The sequence below is a fragment of the Streptomyces durmitorensis genome (genome assembly GCF_023498005.1).
In the GTDB taxonomy this organism is placed as follows: Bacteria; Actinomycetota; Actinomycetes; order Streptomycetales; family Streptomycetaceae; genus Streptomyces; species Streptomyces durmitorensis.
Window position 1 is genome coordinate 8,617,612 of record NZ_CP097289.1, and the last position, 15,343, is coordinate 8,632,954.

Here is a 15,343-nt window from a genome sequence, read left to right on the forward strand (position 1 = left end):
GTGGTTCGGGTGGTTGGTCAGTGGGCCGGGGATGCCTCAGGCGGAGGCGGAGGCCGACAGGGAAGCGGGCACGCTGCGGCGGGCGAGCGCCCAGTACGTGAACCCGGCGACGACGGAGCCCAGCAAGGTGAGGTCACCGCCGCCGAGCGGCGCCACCAGCGGCCCGGTCCACAGCTCCGAGTCGCAGGTCAGCGCGGCGAAGGCCATCCCGGCGACGAGGGCGGCCATCCCGGCGGGATGGAAACCGGCCCGGTACCAGTAGGCACCGTCGCGCCCGGTCGTGTGCAGCGCCCCGGTGTCGTACCGGCAGCGGCGCAGCAGCATGTCGGCGAGGAACACCCCGCCCCACGGCGCGAACACGATGATCAGGAGCGAGAGGAAGCTGAGCAGAGACTCGGTGAAGTCGGTCAGGAACAGTGCGCCGAGCGAGCCGAGCGCCGTCACGGCGACGCTGATGACGATGGCCTTCGCACGGCTCCAGGGGATGCCGAGCACCTGGAGGTTGAGGCTCGAGGAGTAGAGCGTGAGAATCGAGTTGGTGACCGAGCCGCCGAGCACGAGCAGCAGGAACACCGGCTGGAACCAGCCCGGAAGCAGTCCCTCCACCCCCGCGACCGCATCCGTCATGTCGGTTTGCGTGGCGGCCGCGACGCCCGCGACACCGAGCGCCACGGACGAGACGAGACCGCCGAGCGCGCCGGTGACGGTGATCGAGCGCAGTGAGGTGTCCCGGGGCAGATAGCGGGTGTAGTCGGCGGGCATCGGCAGGTACGAGAACGGCCCCGCGAGCATCACCACGAACGCGAGCGTCCAGCCGGAGAATCCCGCGCCACCGCCCGATGCCGCACCGAAGTCGGCATCGGGCAGCACGAAGACGAGCAGCACCCCGAAGCCGGCGGCGAGCACGTACGCCATCCAGCGCTCGGCGAGCTGCACGGTGGCGTGCCCCCACATGGCCACCGCGAAGGTCATCGCGAGGGTCACCGTCAGGGCGAGGGCGCGTGCCGCGTCCCCGCCGCCCGTCCAGCCGAGGTCGGTGAAGAGCGCTTCCAGGGCGAGCGTGCCGACCACGGTGTTGACGATGGTGTAGCCGATGGAGACGACCCAGTTGAGCAGTCCGGCGGGGAAGTTCCCGAGTACGCCGAAGGCGGCACGGGAGATGACCAGGGTCGCGGTGCCGGTGCGGATGCCGCTCAGGCCTGCCGCGCTGATGGCGAAGAAGGAGAGCCCGCCGATGACGACCACGGCGGTGGCCTGCCAGAAGCTGAGGCCGAAGCTGACGGCGAGGGCGCCGTTGATGACGTAGGTGAAGGTCAGATTCGAGCCGAACCAGAGCCAGAACAGATCCTTGGCGCTGCCGTGCCGGTCCTCGTCAGGGATCGGGTCGATGCCGTGGGTCTCGACCCGGAACACCTCGTCGCTGGTGACGCCCGTGCCGAGCCCGGTGGTCGTCCCTGCTGTCGTCCCCACCGCCGTCCCGGCTGCCGCCTCGGCTGTCGTCCCGGCGGAATCCGCGGCCTGTCGCGCCATGCGAGCACCTCACTCTCCGGCACCCAGACTTTGAATGCCGTTCTATGACCTAGAACGGCATTCAAAATGCGCCACAGGTCGGGGAGCCGTCAAGACCCTGCGGGAAATCGGCCGCGGGCACCGGGGATAAGGTCGGCGGGTGGAGCAGGACGCGGGGACCGGAATGGGAGCAGGCGTGGCACGACGGCGGGACGGGCAGGTCGCGCGGGACCGGATGCTGGAGGAGGCGATGACGGCGATCGCCGAGAACGGCCTCGCCGCGCTCACCATGTCCGCGCTCGCCGAGCGTCTCGGCACCAGCGGCGGCCACATCCTGTACTACTTCGGCAGCAAGGACCGCCTGCTTCTGGAGGCGCTGAGCTGGAGCGAGGCCGCGCTCACCGAGGAGCGCCGCGCGCTGCTCGCGGGGCGCGCGGCCCCCGCCCGCAAGCTCGACCGGTTCCTGCGGATGTACCTGCCCAAGGGGCCGCGTGACCCCCGCTGGATGCTCTGGATCGAGCTGTGGGCGCGTGCCGGTGCCAATGAACCGCTCCGCGCGGCCCAGGACGACCTCGACCGCGGCTGGCAGGCCGATCTGGAGGCCCTGCTCACCCAGGGCACGGCTCAGGAGGCCTTCGCGGTGGACGACGCCGCGGGCCGCGCCGGTGAACTCCTCGCACTCCTGGACGGTCTGAGCACCCGTGTCGTCCTGGGGCAGCGCGGCGCCGACCGCAAGGGTGCCCTGGCCTCGGCGCGCTCGGCGGCCGAGCGGCTCGTCGGGCGTCCCGAGACGACCGGTACGTAGCCCGAGCGGCCGAACGGGCAGGTCGTGATGGTCATGACGGAGCCGGAGCGTGGAAGCCTCCAGACATGACCGAAAGCGCGAACCTCTATATGGCGAACCCTCGGATCACGGTCCTTGGCGTCAACCCCGGCCGACCGCCCTTCCGCATCGTGGAGCTCGACGGCGAGGTGGTCGGCGAGGCCAGGGAACTCGTCGACGTCCTGGAGGTGGCCGCTCAGGCGGGTGTCGTCGTGCACGACGTGGACGACCCGGATCTGGTGCGCTGGGTGGGCGGCGACAAGTTCACCTGGAAGCCGAACGCATCGACGGAACCCAAGAGGGCCGATCAGCCTAAGGAAGTGACGGAGCCGAACTAGCCGAAGCGGGGCACTCCCGGGGACCGGGGTGCGTCCGGGGATCGGGGCGGTCGGGCCCGAGGTCGTAGATCCTGTTCAGGAGCTCGGCCTCGTTGCCCGTCAGGCCCGCGCGGCGCAGCGCCTCGTCCGCCTCCGCCATGGGACCTGCGAGCAGCGAGGCCGCCGCGGCCGGTGAAGGGCCGGACAGCGCGGCGCGTGCGGTGTGCAGCAGCCGCAAGCAGGCCTGGGCGGCGGCCAGTTCGGGGGTCGGCGTGCCGGTCATGTCGAGAGCTCCTCTGCGCGGGGTCACAAGGACCGGTGGTTCGCACCGGTGGACCCTCCACTCTTGCGCACGGGTCTGACAATCGCGTCCCTACGCGGCCGCGGCGCGGCGGGTGAGCCGCAGCGTGAGGCCTTCGGGCATGAGGGTGAGGCGCTCGGCGACCCGCAGGCGGTAACCGGGGTCGGCGTGCAGGTCGTAGCGGCGCAGGAGCAGACCGAGGACCAACGTCGCCTCGTGCAGCGCGAACTGACGGCCGATGCAGGCCCGCGCGCCCGTGCCGAACGGCTTGAAGACATGGGCGGGCCGCGCACGCACCGCCGAAGGGGCGAACCGGTCGGGATCGAACTCCTCGGGCCGCTCGCCCCACGCCGCCGGATCGCGGTGCAGCAGCGTGGCCAGGACGAGAGCCCAGCCGCCCGCGCGGACGGGGTGGGTGCCGCCGATGGTGGTGTCGTGCAGGGCCTGGCGGGAGAAGCCGGGCGCGGTCGGCCACAGCCGCAGCGACTCGTCGAGGACGCGGCGCAGATAGCGGAGCTTGGCGACCTGCTCGTACGCGGGTTCCGCCGCGTCGCCCCAGACCGCGTCGACCTCCGCCTGCGCGCGGGCCAGGACCTCGGGGGAGCGCGAGAGATAGTGCAGCGCGAACGACAGGGCGCCCGAGGTCGTCTCGTGCCCGGCGACCAGGAAGGTGATGACCTGTCGGCGGATGTTCTCGGCGGAGAGCCGCTCACCGGTGTCGGGGTGGGCGACCTCCAGCATCCGGTCGAGCAGATCGCCTTCGCCGGGACCCGGCGCGGCGCGGCGGGCGGCGACCACGTCGTCGACGGTGCGGTTGAGGTAGGCCATGTCGGCGGCGTTGCGCCGGGTCGCGCCGCGCAGGAGAAGCGGGGCGAGCGCGGGCGGCACGACGTTGCGGCGCTGGGCGTAGGAGAGCGTGCCGACCATGGCCGTCACGAAGGGGTGCGGCCTGGACCGCTCGAAGGAGCCGAAGTCGTGCCCGAAGCCCGTGCGGGCGATCGTCTCCAGGGTCAGTTTCGTCATGTCGCCGGGCACGTCCACGGACCGGCCCGCCGATTCCCGCGCGTCCCAGCGGTCGGTCAACTGCCGGGCGACGTCCAGCATCAGCGGGTGGTAGCCGGCCATCGCGTCGCGGCTGAAGCCCGGCGCGAGGATGTCGTGCGCCAGCTGCCAGTTGGGCTCGTTGTTGTACGCGGTGAACAGGCCGTCACCGGCCACCGGCCGCAGATTGGCCACCCCCAGGCCGACATGCTTGGCGAACCGCGACTCGTCGGCCAGCTCGGCCGCGAGCTCGGCGCCCCAGACGAAGACGATCTCCTTGCCGAAGGCCTTGCGGCGGAAGATGGGCCCCAGGCTGCTGCCGATGCGCATCGAGTCCTGCACGGGCGTACGGACGTTGGCGCCAAGGACGTCACCGATCAGGGGCAGGCGGCGCGGGGGATGCGGGATGAGGTCGAGGCGCGGCCACGCGAGCTCGGCGCTGCGGAACCCTTTGGGGAGCCCAGCAGACCCAGCAGACCCAGCAGGGTCAGCAGCCCCGGCCGTCCCAGCACCCTCTGCCACCTGCGATGACTGCGACACCTGCGCCATGTGTGCCATCTCCCTTGGGCCGCAGACCCGTTGAGCCTGTTGTACGCGGATTCAATAAGGCCTTCCAGTCTGGTCCCGCTATTGAATCCACGTCAAGTAAGGTGCTCACATGGCCGCGAACCCGCAGGAGCGCACGCGCCGCAGACTCAGCACCGAGGAGCGCAGGGAGCAGCTGCTCTCGGCAGGGGCGCGGCTCTTCGCGCAGAATCCGTACGACGACGTGTGGGTCGAGCGGGTGGCCGAGATCGCGGGCGTCTCACGCGGGCTGCTCTACCACTACTTCCCGACCAAGAGCGATTTCTTCGCCGCCGTGGTGCAGCGCGAGAGTCATCGCATGCTGCGCCTGACGGCGGCTGTGCCCGGAGTGCCGGTCCGCGACCAGATCGGCACGGGCCTCGACACGTTCCTCGCGTACGTCGAATCGCACGCCGAAGGCTTCCGCGCCTTCCACCGGGCGGAGGAGACGGGCGACGCCACGGTCCGCGGGATCTACCACGAAGGCCTGGCGGCCCACGAGGACCAGATCCTGCAAGCCCTGGCCGCGGACCCCGAGACGGCGGCCACCACCCACGACCTGCCCACGCTGCGCCTGGCCGTGCGCGGCTGGCTCGCCTTCATGGTGACCGTCTGCCTGGAGTGGCTCGAGGAGCCGGAGCTGCTGCCCCGCGCACAGGTGCGTGACCTGTGCGCGCGGGCGCTGCTCGGCGCGATCGCGCCGTGAGGTGTCCCCTCGGGGTCAGGCGGCGATGAGCCGGCGGATCTCGCGGGGGCGTGATTCGCGCTCGTCGTAGTCGAGATCGAGCCCGGCAGCCTTCACGGCGGCGAACGACGCCGCGAAGGCGTCCTCCGACTCCCATTGGACGATCGAGACCACCGCGTCGTCGGACACCCAGCAGTCGGCCGAAAGGCAGCCCGGGGTCCGCCGGAACTCCTCGGCGACCCGGTGGACGCGCGCGATGAACTCCTCCTGGTACGCGGCGTGCGGATAGTGGTTCGCGACCATGCCCACCCTCATGAGGCTCTCCTTGTGAGATCGGCTCGTATTGCGGTGCTGCGCAGCCTCAAAGTAACCTACATACATGTCTGTATGTGAAACAGGGTGGCGATGACGGCACGACCTGAAGGTGTTCGCGAGAAGCAGGCGGACCGGCGCGCCCGGACCAGGAGCGCCCTGCTGGAGTCGGCCGCGCGCGGGTTCTCCACGTACGGGTACGGAAACGTGGCGCTGGAGCGGGTGGCAGCCGAGGCGGGCTACACCCGTGGCGCCCTGTACCACCTGTTCGCCAACAAGGAAGAGTTGGCGCTGGCCGTGGTGGAGTGGGTCGAGGAGACCTGGAACGCCGAGGTCGGCGGGCCCGCCGCCCAGGAGACCGACCCCGTCGACGCGCTGCTCGTGATGGCGCGGGGTCACGCCGTCTACTGCCGCCGTGACGTGGCCCGGGTGATGCGAGCGCTGTCGGTCGAGTTCTCCGGCCAGGACCATGCGGTCGGCCGGGCGCTCTCCGGAGTCATCGATCGGCTCGCCACTGGATGCGCCGACCGGATCGCCGCCGCACAGGAGAGCGGCGCGATCCCGCCCGGGCCACCGCCCCGTGAGGTCGCGCTCGCCTACATCGGCACCCTCGAAGGCCTGGTGAGCAGCCTCGCCGGGCACGTCCCGCACGACGTCGAACTGGTCGAGAGGGCGGTCAGGGGCCTGCTGGGCCTGCCGCCCAAGGCCTACACCGTCACGGAGGCCCAGGAATGAAGCTGCCGAAGAGCGCGCACACGTCACGTCCCTGGCGGATCCACGAACTCGCCCACGACTTCACGGTGGAGGACGTCTGGGCGCTGCCCGCGCCGGGTGGTCCCGACGAACTCCCCAGGCTGGTGTCGCAGACCGTCGGCGGAGACTTTCCCGAGGGCGCGCCGCTGATCGTCCGCTTCCTCTGGGCCGCCCGGTGGAAGATCGGTGCCGTGCTCCGCCTCGACCGCCCGAAGTCCGGCATCGGCGCGCGCGTGCCCTCGCTCAAGGAGCGGATGCCGGACGACCTGCGGGCCGCCCCGAAGGGGCCGGAGTCCGCCGACTTCCCCTTCACTTCGCTGTACCTGCTCAAGGACGAATGGGCGGCGGAGCTGGCCAACAGGACCGTGCACACGGTCATGCACCTGAGCTGGGTCCCGGACGGCTCAGGCGGGTACCGCGGGCAGATGGCGGTCCTGGTGAAGCCGAACGGCTGGTTCGGCGCCGCCTACATGGCCGCGATCAAGCCGTTCCGGTACCTGATCGTGTACCCCGCGCTGATGCGGGCCATCGAGCGCGGGTGGCGCAAGCCGGGCGCCGGGGGACGGTCACCGGCGCGTACGCCTCGGCCGTGAGGCGAGCGCCGCGCTCAGGCCGCCATCGCCAGCGGCCTGGCCACCGCCACCACCCGTCCGTCCGGCAGCAGTTCGCCGGTGTCGTCGAAGACGATGGTGCCGTTGCACAGCAGGCTCCAGCCCTGTTCCGGGTGGGCTGAGGTGATGCGGGCCGCGAGGTGGTCGGGGCTGTCGGCGGGCGGGCACGAGGGCTGGTGGGCGCACATGGTGTACCTCCGGGTGGGGGTCGCGAACCTTGTGCGCGGCCCGGTCTTTTCTCGGTTTCTGCTTGTGTGGGTGAAGACTCCGCAGAAGCCCTCAACTCATCGCTCGGAGAGGCTACTTGTGACATCAGGCGGGGAGGAAACCGGCCCGGAAGTGCGCCAGGAGTGTGGTACGTGACGTGGCGTCGGCGTCCGTCATGCGGCCCGCCGCCCAGAGGAAGAAGTCGTCTCCCTCCGCGTCGATCCAGTCGTACGTCGGGTCGAAGGGGCCGGGATCCGGTGCGGGGTAGAGGAGTTCGAGGTCCGTCCCCCGCGCACCCTCGACCGTGAAGCGCCGGGTTCCGTTCGGTCCCGGCGACTGATGGACCGTCACCGTGGCGCAGTCCCAGCGGCGTCGTCCGTACTGGAGCCAGATGGCCGGTTCGCCGTCGGACGGGTCGGCGTACAGCGCCGCTGCCGCCTCCCCGCCCGCGTGGACGAAGCCGTGGCAGCGGCCGGACGCGGGGGAGAGAAGACCCGTTCGGGCATCGAGGTCCCACGTCCGGCCGTGGCGGTCGTAATCCTGAAGCAGCATGGAGGTCAGACGCGCGGCGGGATGCCGAGTTCCTGGTCGACGGCGGCGCTGGTGCGGGTCGCCGCCTCGATGACCTTCGCCCAGCTGCCGTACTTGGCGAACTGCTGGTCCGCGGTCGGGCCCAGCGGGTTGCCGTACTTCTTCATGTTCCGCGCCTCCAAGGCCTGTACCGCTTCGGGGGACATCCCGGCGCGGGTGATGTCCTTGGCCTCGTTGCGCATGTCGACGAGGACGCGGGCGATCTCCTCGTCGGAGCGGCCCTCCTCGTGCATACGGTCCGCCACGCGCTCCATGGTGTCCAGCAGCCGGTGGTAGCGCAGCCGCACCTCGCGCGCCTGCTCGCGCTCCTCCGGGCTCATCTGCCGGATCAGGCAGACGGCGGCGTCCTTGCTGGTGCACGGCTCGTCGGGTGCGGGCGGCGGAGCCAGCAGTGTGGTGGCGGACGGTGCGTGGCGCACCAGTGCGTCCGCGTGGGCGTGGGCCGGGGCGAGCAGGGTGCCGCTGAGGGTGGTGAGCAGGGGGAGCAGGAAGAGGACCACGAGGCGGGGGAGGATCCGCTGGGAGGTCCGGGGGGTCCGCTTCGTGGTCGGGAGGGCGGGTGTGGCGGGTACGGCGGAAGCGGCCATGGGACGGGCACGCACGTAAGGACTCTCCTTCGCTTGGGAGTTGGGGCGAAGGGGACATTACGGCTCGATAACGGCCGCGGACGGCCGCGCTCGCGGCGCGTACGGGTGACGTGCCCGATGCGCAGGCAGCCGCCGCCTCACCGCACGGCGACCGCCTCACCGGTGGCCGGCGGCCGCAGGCTCAGCGCGTGCAGCGCCAACTGCATCTCGAACTGCGCCACCGGATCGTGCAGCCGGTCGCCGAACACCTCGTCCAGCTGTCGCAGGCGGTAGCGGACCGTCTGCGGGTGCACTGCGAGGCGCGTGGCCACCTCGCTCGCGTTGTGCCCGCACCGCAGCCAGCACAGCAGGGTCTCGGCGAGGCGCTCCCGCTGCGGCGAACGCACCTCCTTGAGTGGCAGCAGATGCCGCTGCGCGAGCGCGTCGATCAGCGCCTCGTCGTGGAAGAGCACCAGCGTCGCCAGATGGTCGGCGCAGTGCAGCAGGCCCGCGCGGGGCAGGATGCCGCGCCGGGACAGCTCAAGGGCGTCGAGCGCCCAGCGCAGCGAGCGCGCGCCCTCGTGCAGCGCGACCGTGGGTCCGATCACCGCGCGCAGGCCCTGGAGCGCGGCGGCGATCGAGCGGGCCCGCCCCGGGCCCTCCGGGTCGGGCACCACGATGCAGCCGGGCTGTTCCGAGAAGCGCGCGAGGAACTCCGGCGGCACGATGGGCCGGATGGTCTCCGGGGTGAGGGCGTGGTCGATGACGACGACGGCCACCTCGCGCGGGATGGGCCACTGTGCGGTCTGCGCGAGATCGGCGATGGCCTCCGCCGACGCGGGAGGATCGGCGGTCAGCAGATCGATGAGGCGGGCCCGGCGCTGCTGCAGCTCGCCCGCCGCGTGCAGCCTGGCCTCGGTGTAGCCCGCGGTCGTCGCCGCCGCCATCTCGTCCAGGTGCAGGAACAGTGCCTCGCCGAAGGCCGCGAGGACGTGCCGGGGCAGCAGGTCGGCGTCGACCAGGGCGTTGACCCGGCGCCAGGTGACGCGCGCGCCCAGGCGCAGCGCCGACTGGAAGGAGTCCAGGCTGCGGCCCTCGTCCGCCTCGCCCCTGCCGATGTTCTGGTACGTGGCCTTCACCGACTCCCAGTCGGTGTCCGGGTGCGCCATCCGGGCCAGGAACCCCTCGAGGGCCTGCTCCACACCCCGGTTCACGACGTGCATGTACGTGTCGTCGGTCGGGCGTGCGTACTCCGGTATCTCCGTGCGGATGGCCCGCACCACCTCCGATGTGATGTCGTCGAGGAACGGTCTCACGTGATCGTGGAGGCCCGAGGGAAAGGCTCTGAACGCGGCGGACGACTCCTCGGCCGGGGTGCCCGCGGACGCGGGTGCGCCTGCCGGGGGTATACCGGCGGGCAGTGCCGAACCGTTCACCATGGGGTGCTCCCTCTGCGCGCGGGGGACAAAGGTTTGGTGAAGATACCGCCGGGGGTACGTGGCGGCCCGTCAAGGACGGACAGACATGATGCTGCCTCTCGTCACCCGGGTGACAAGAGGCAGCGCGTGCGAACTCGGTCACGGAAGCAGGCAGTTGCCCAACTCCGGCTTGCCCTCGAAGCGGTCGCCGAGCCACTTGACCGCGTCGTCCTTCGCGAGTTGATCAGTCGTCAGGTGCTCGCCCGGATAGACCTTCCACTGGGTGGTGATGTTCGCCTCGCAGTACGCCTTGCGCGTCGCGTCCTCGGTCTCGACCGGGATGACTTCCTCCAGAGCGCCGCGGTACTGAAGGACGGGGAAGTCGATCTCGTACGTGGCGCCGGAGCCCGCGCGGCCGATGCCGACGCCGAGCTTCTGCGCGTCGACGACCTCGCCCCACGTCCTGCCGTCCGTGCCCTTGAGCGCGTAGAGCTGTTCGAAGCTCAGCCGGTCCTTGGTGTTGTCCTCGATCCTCTGGCCCGCGAGGGCCGAGATCGTCCCGGCCAGACAGTGCGACCTGGCCTTCTCAAGGGTCTCCTCGCCCTGGTCGTTCATCAGCTCGTCGAACGGCATCCGGGGATGCGCGGAGGACAGGCCGAGCACGGCGTCGACCATGAAACCCGCGAACGGGCCGCCGTTGAGCGCCTTGGCGACCACCTTCAGATCGCCCGGCACACCGCCGGACGCGTCGCCGACGACGTCGAGCTCAGGAGCGTACGAAGCCGCGAGCTGCGCCGCCCACAGGCTGGCCGCACCGCCTTCGGAGTAGCCCCACAGGCCGACCTTCGTCTTCGGGTCGAGGCCGCTGCCGGGGATCTCGGGCGCGCTGCGCGCGATGTCGAGCAGCGCGTGACCGGCGTCGGCGCCGGAGACGTACGGATGGGTCTGGCCGTCGAGGTAGCCCGCTCCGTCCGTCGCGGCGACGGCGTATCCGGCCTTCAGGAGCGCCGCGACGTTCTCGCCCTCGTACTCGTCCTGGAACGCGCCCGCGAGCTGCTTGGAGAACGCGCACTGCGAACCGAGCCCCAGCGTCCCGGGGTTGAAGGCCACGACGGGACGGCTGCCGCGTCCCTTCCACTCCGCGTCCGGCACGGCGACGGTGCCGGAGACCGCGACCGCCCTGCCCGCGTTGTCCTTCGAGCTGTACTGCACCTTCCAGGCGTGCATCGGGATGTCGCCCGGCACGTGGGGGAGTTCGGTGGCCCGGCAGGCGATGACGCTGCCGGGGTCGCTCGGCACGCCGCCGGGCACCTGGTAGATCCGCTCGTCCGGGGCGTCGCACGCCGCCGAGGCGTCCGGGGTCGCGGCGGCGCCCGCGGTCAGGGTCGGCACGCCGAGGCCCAGGCCCGCCAGGGCGACGGCCGCGGTCAGCGCGAGCAGCCTCGTCTTCCGTTTCGCTCTTGGCGTGCGCACGGGTGCTCCTTCGGTTCGAGGGGGGCCTTCGAGGGGGGACCTTCGAGGGGAATCGCTGTGCACGCCGTGAAGTTACGGAGCAGTAACCAGGCGTTGATAGTCAGTGGAACCACAGCCCGCCGCGCCGGAACTGTGCGTGGGGCACAAGTGACGACCCGCCCTCCTGCGCCACGATCAGCTCATGACCGAGCCACACGTGACGGCCGCCCGGGAACCACGACCGTGGCTCCGCTTCTACGCCGCCGGGGTACCGCACCGTCTTCAGGTCCCCGACGTCACGCTCCCCGGCCTGCTCGACGCGGCGGCCCGGCGCCACGGCGGCCGGTCCGGCCTCCCGGGGCTGCACCGAGCAGTGGGCGTATGCGCCGAAAGGCTGCGGACGCTGGGCGTCCGGCACGGCGACCGGGTGGCGCTTGTCCTGCCCAACTGCCCGTGGTTCGCGGTGGCGTGGCATGCGGTGCTGCGGCTCGGAGCCGTCGTGGTGGCCGTCGACCCCGAGGCGTCCCCGCGGGCGCTGAGGCATCAACTGGCCCATTCGGGCGCGGTGTTGGTGATGGCCGCCGACTCCGCGGGGGAGCGGCTCGACGCGGTGCGTGGCGACACGTGTGTACGGGGCGTCGTCGCCGTCCCGGTCGGTGGGGAGTGGCCGGGGCGAGGCCGTATACGGAAGCCGGTCCGGATCAAGCGGGACCGGTCCCGGCCGGGCGGTGGCGGGCCCGAGCCGGGCGATCTGGCCGTCCTCGCGTACGCCACCGCCGACGGCCCCGCGGCGATACTCACACACGCGAACCTGGTCGCGGCGGCCCATCAACTGGCCCTGTGGCACCCGCAGTTGCGTGAAGGTCAGGAGACCGCTCTCGCCGTCACACCCCTGTGGCGCCCGCACGGGATGCTCTTCGGCCTGACCGCCCCGCTGCTCACCGGTGCGCGTACCGTCCTCCTGCCGACCCCCGAGCCACAGGCCCTCCTGCGCACGGCACGCCGCAGGAGGGCGACCCTCCTGGCGGCCGACCCCGCCGACTGCCGGCGCCTTCTCCAGCGCCCCGCTCACGAGCTTGAGGCCCTCGCCACCGTGCGGACCTGGCTGACCGAGACGCTGGACGCCGGGACCGCCGACCGGATCCGCGACTCCGTCGACGCGGTGCTCGTCGAGGGCTACGGCATCCCGGAGGCCTCCGGCGCCGTCCTCGCCAACCCGCGCGGCGCCAATGCCCGCCCCGGCACGTCCGGCCTGCCCCTGCCCGGCACCGAGGTCCGCATCGGTCAGGAGGGTGCTCCGGAGGTCGCGCTGCCGCCGGGGCACGCCGGTGAACTCCTGGTGCGGGGGCCGCAGGTGTGCGCGGGCTACTGGGGCGACCCCGCGGCGACGTGGCGGCGGCTGCTGCCGGGCGGGTGGCTGCGTACGGGCACCCTCGCGGTACTGGGTCCGGACGGCTTCGCGACCGTCATCGGCGATATCGGCGACATCGGCAGCACTGGCTTCATGGGCAGCACTGGCGACATCGGCAACAGCGGCGCCACCCGGGGCTTCGCGTCACACCCCGTCCAGGAACGCCCCCGTCCGTGACGCGCTCGCCCGCGCGATCTCCTTCGGTGTGCCCTCGGCCACGATCTCGCCGCCCGCCGCGCCGCCTTCGGGACCCAGGTCGACGACCCAGTCCGCGGCGCGGACGACGTCGAGGTTGTGCTCGATGGTGATGACGGTGTTGCCCGCGTCGACCAGGCGCTGGAGGACGCCGAGCAGGCGCGCCGTGTCGGCGGCGTGCAGGCCGGTCGTGGGTTCGTCCAGGAGGTACAGGGTGCGCCCGGTGGCGCGGCGTCCCAACTCCTTCGCGAGCTTGACGCGTTGCGCCTCGCCGCCGGAGAGCGTGGTGGCCGGCTGGCCCAGCTGGAGGTAGCCGAGGCCGACGTCGGACATCCGCTGGAGCCGCGTCGCCGCCCCCGGCACGGCGGCGAACACCGCCAGCGCCTCGTCGACGGTCATGGCGAGGACCTGCGCGATGTCGTGACCGCCGTACCGCGCGGCCAGTACATCGGGCCTGAAGCGACGGCCGCGGCAGGCGGGGCAGCGCACCTCCACATCGGGCAGGAAGTGCATCTGCGCCGTCAGCACACCCGCGCCCGTGCACCGTTCGCAGCGGCCACCCGCCACGTTGAAGGAGAAGTGCCCTGCGGTGAGGCCCCGTTGGCGTGCGTCGGTGCTCGCGGCGAACGCCTCGCGGATCGGCGTGAAGGCATCGGAGTACGTCGCCGCGTTCGACCGCGGTACCCGGCTGATCGCCTGCTGGTCGATGGTCACGACCTTGTCGATGTGCTGCCAGCCCTCGATGCCGTCGTGGGCGCCCGGCGCGTCGCCCGCACCGTGGAAACGCTGCCGTGCGGCACGCCCCAGGATGTCGAGCACCAGGGACGACTTGCCCGAGCCCGAGGGGCCGCTCACCGCGACGAGCCGGCCGAGCGGCAGTCGCGCCGTGACGTTCTTGAGGTTGTGCGCCCGTGCCCCTCGGATGACCAGCTCGGCTCCGGACGCGGGCGCCCGGAGCGCGGGAAGCGGCATCGCGAGGCGCCCGGACAGATAGTCGCCGGTGACCGAACCGGTGGTCGCCGCCACCTCGTCCGGCGAACCCGCGGCCACGATGTGCCCGCCCTCGCGGCCCGCTCCGGGGCCGACGTCGACGACGTGGTCGGCCGCGCGCAGCACATCGAGGTCGTGTTCGATGACCAGGACCGTGTTGCCCAGGTCGCGCAGGCGGCGCAGGACGTCGATCAGGCGGGCGGTGTCCGCGGGGTGCAGGCCGATGGTCGGTTCGTCCAGGACGTACAGCACTCCGGTGAGTCCGGAACCGAGCAGCGCCGACAGGCGAAGGCGCTGGGTCTCGCCCGCCGACAGACTGGGCGTGGCACGCTCCAGGGTCAGATAGCCGACGCCGACGTCGACCAGGCGGCGCACGCGCTCGCGCAGATCGTCCACGATCGGCTCGGTCACCTGCCATGCCTCGCCGTCCGTGACGTGCGCCCGCAGTCCGTCGATCCACCCGGCGAGTTCGTCGAGGGGCAGGCGTGAGGCGTCGACGATGGTCAGTCCGGCGACGGTGACCCGTCGGGACTCCGGACGAAGGCGGGTGCCCTCGCAGTCCGGGCAGACGTCGTTGACGAGGAACTTCTCCGCCTTCTCGCGGTAGGCGTCGTCGTCGATGCGCTCGGCGTAGCGCCGCAGCATGTTCGTGACCACGCCCTCGAAACGGCCGCGGGCTACCGTCGACGGCGGTGCGGCATCGGGGAAGTGGCGGCGAAACTGCTCGCTCTCCACACCGTGTAGGAGCAAGTCCCTTTGTGGTGCGCCCAGTTCATGTACGGGCATCTCCGCGTCGAAGGCGAAGCCGTAGTGCTCGCCGGCGGCGCGCAGGATCGGGATGTTGCGCGCGGTCAGGACGGGGAGCCAGCCGAGCACGGCGCCGCCGGAGACGCTCAGACCGTCGTCGACCAGGCGCTTCACATCGGCTTGGAAGACGGTGCCGATGCCGGTGCAGGTCACGCAGGCACCGGCGGGTTTGTTGAAGGAGAAGGTCCCCATCACCATGCCCGGGACCGGCGTCCCGCAGTGCGGGCAGGGGAGTGCGGGCTGTTCGTCGTCCGGCGACGCGCCCTCGGTGCCCTCGGCGGGTCCGGCGCCTGACGGCTCGTCGTCCCAGAGGTCGTCGCCGCTCACGCGGTACGCGGGCGGGACATCCTGCCCGCATGCCGGACACGGGCGGTGGCCGATGCGCGCCCACAGCAGACGCAGATACGTGAAGACCTCGGTGACCGTGCCGACCGTCGACCGGGGGCTGCGGTTGGTCAGATGCTGGTCGACGCTGATCGACGGCGAGAGGCCGGTGATCGAGTCGACCGCGGGCTTGCTGACGAAGGTGGTGACCAGGCCGAGCGACTCCAGATACTGCCGCTGACCCTCCCGGTGCAGGGTGTCGAAGGCGATCGTGGACTTGCCGGAGCCGGAGAGCCCGGTCAGGACGACGAGCTGGTTCTTGGGGATGGCGAGCGAGACGTTCTTGAGGTTGTGAAGGCGCGCGCCCTTGATGCGGATCGAATCGGTGGTGGCGATGCTGGCATCCATGGCTTCAAGTGTTCCATTGAAGTGCTAGTTGGGACTTTTTCGAAAGCATGGGCTGCAA

General features: G+C 71.6%; 16 protein-coding genes. 6 read left to right on the forward strand and 10 right to left on the reverse strand.

Going from position 1 to position 15,343, the window contains the following annotated elements; genetic code table 11:
* Positions 1-36: 36 nt before the first annotated feature.
* Positions 37-1,530, reverse strand: coding sequence for a purine-cytosine permease family protein (locus M4V62_RS38580; RefSeq protein WP_249591840.1), 1,494 nt, complete (start codon positions 1,528-1,530; stop codon positions 37-39).
* A gap of 163 nt (positions 1,531-1,693) precedes the next feature.
* On the opposite strand from M4V62_RS38580, the gene M4V62_RS38585 reads away from it, so the two are divergent.
* Together M4V62_RS38585 and M4V62_RS38590 are read left to right on the forward strand one after the other, a co-directional pair.
* A complete protein-coding gene (locus M4V62_RS38585; protein ID WP_425575180.1) occupies positions 1,694-2,314 on the forward strand; it encodes a TetR/AcrR family transcriptional regulator in 621 nt (206 codons plus the stop codon).
* Between the two features lie 65 nt (positions 2,315-2,379).
* Positions 2,380-2,670, forward strand: coding sequence for a hypothetical protein (locus tag M4V62_RS38590; protein ID WP_249591841.1), 291 nt, complete (start codon positions 2,380-2,382; stop codon positions 2,668-2,670).
* On the opposite strand, the gene M4V62_RS38595 is transcribed toward M4V62_RS38590, so the two are convergent.
* Together M4V62_RS38595 and M4V62_RS38600 are read right to left on the reverse strand one after the other, a co-directional pair.
* Complete coding sequence (locus M4V62_RS38595; RefSeq protein WP_249591842.1) at positions 2,645-2,932, reverse strand: hypothetical protein; 288 nt, start codon at positions 2,930-2,932, stop codon at positions 2,645-2,647. The genes M4V62_RS38590 and M4V62_RS38595 overlap by 26 nt on opposite strands.
* Positions 2,933-3,022: 90 nt before the next feature.
* The gene (locus M4V62_RS38600) at positions 3,023-4,540 is read right to left on the reverse strand and encodes a cytochrome P450 (protein ID WP_425575153.1); all 1,518 of its coding nucleotides are present in this window, start codon (positions 4,538-4,540) and stop codon (positions 3,023-3,025) included.
* 109 nt (positions 4,541-4,649) lie between these two features.
* Here M4V62_RS38600 and M4V62_RS38605 point away from each other — a divergent pair, with 109 nt between their 5' ends.
* On the forward strand, positions 4,650-5,261 hold the full coding sequence (locus M4V62_RS38605) for a TetR/AcrR family transcriptional regulator (protein ID WP_249591844.1): 612 nt from the start codon (positions 4,650-4,652) through the stop codon (positions 5,259-5,261).
* Positions 5,262-5,276: 15 nt separating this feature from the next.
* On the opposite strand, the gene M4V62_RS38610 is transcribed toward M4V62_RS38605, so the two are convergent.
* Positions 5,277-5,555, reverse strand: coding sequence for an antibiotic biosynthesis monooxygenase family protein (locus M4V62_RS38610; RefSeq protein WP_249591845.1), 279 nt, complete (start codon positions 5,553-5,555; stop codon positions 5,277-5,279).
* A gap of 90 nt (positions 5,556-5,645) precedes the next feature.
* Here M4V62_RS38610 and M4V62_RS38615 point away from each other — a divergent pair, with 90 nt between their 5' ends.
* Complete coding sequence (locus tag M4V62_RS38615) at positions 5,646-6,287, forward strand: TetR/AcrR family transcriptional regulator (RefSeq protein WP_249591846.1); 642 nt, start codon at positions 5,646-5,648, stop codon at positions 6,285-6,287.
* Positions 6,284-6,898, forward strand: a complete 615-nt coding sequence (locus tag M4V62_RS38620) for a DUF2867 domain-containing protein (RefSeq protein WP_249591847.1) — start codon at positions 6,284-6,286, stop codon at positions 6,896-6,898. Before M4V62_RS38615 ends, M4V62_RS38620 begins: the two co-directional genes overlap by 4 nt.
* A 14-nt stretch (positions 6,899-6,912) precedes the next feature.
* Here the strand turns inward: M4V62_RS38620 and M4V62_RS38625 are convergent, their stop codons facing one another.
* The 5 genes from M4V62_RS38625 to M4V62_RS38645 all read right to left on the reverse strand — a co-directional run bounded on the left by M4V62_RS38625 (position 6,913) and on the right by M4V62_RS38645 (position 11,171).
* On the reverse strand, positions 6,913-7,104 hold the full coding sequence (locus M4V62_RS38625) for a DUF5999 family protein (RefSeq protein WP_249591848.1): 192 nt from the start codon (positions 7,102-7,104) through the stop codon (positions 6,913-6,915).
* Positions 7,105-7,228: 124 nt separating this feature from the next.
* Positions 7,229-7,675 (reverse strand): hypothetical protein, encoded by a 447-nt coding sequence (locus M4V62_RS38630; RefSeq protein ID WP_249591849.1) that lies wholly within the window; start codon positions 7,673-7,675, stop codon positions 7,229-7,231.
* Positions 7,676-7,680: 5 nt separating this feature from the next.
* On the reverse strand, positions 7,681-8,316 hold the full coding sequence (locus tag M4V62_RS38635; protein WP_249591850.1) for a hypothetical protein: 636 nt from the start codon (positions 8,314-8,316) through the stop codon (positions 7,681-7,683).
* A gap of 122 nt (positions 8,317-8,438) precedes the next feature.
* Positions 8,439-9,719 carry a PucR-like N-terminal domain-containing protein gene (locus M4V62_RS38640; protein ID WP_249591851.1) on the reverse strand — a complete coding sequence of 427 codons (1,281 nt, stop codon included), beginning with the start codon at positions 9,717-9,719 and terminating at the stop codon, positions 8,439-8,441.
* Between the two features lie 138 nt (positions 9,720-9,857).
* Entirely contained in the window at positions 9,858-11,171 is a 1,314-nt protein-coding gene (locus tag M4V62_RS38645) for a lipase family protein (protein ID WP_249591852.1), read from the reverse strand.
* 181 nt (positions 11,172-11,352) lie between these two features.
* On the opposite strand from M4V62_RS38645, the gene M4V62_RS38650 reads away from it, so the two are divergent.
* Positions 11,353-12,738, forward strand: coding sequence for an AMP-binding protein (locus M4V62_RS38650; protein WP_249591853.1), 1,386 nt, complete (start codon positions 11,353-11,355; stop codon positions 12,736-12,738).
* Here M4V62_RS38650 and uvrA read toward each other — a convergent pair.
* Entirely contained in the window at positions 12,706-15,285 is a 2,580-nt protein-coding gene (uvrA, locus tag M4V62_RS38655) for an excinuclease ABC subunit UvrA (RefSeq protein WP_249591854.1), read from the reverse strand. The genes M4V62_RS38650 and uvrA overlap by 33 nt on opposite strands.
* Positions 15,286-15,343: the final 58 nt, after the last annotated feature.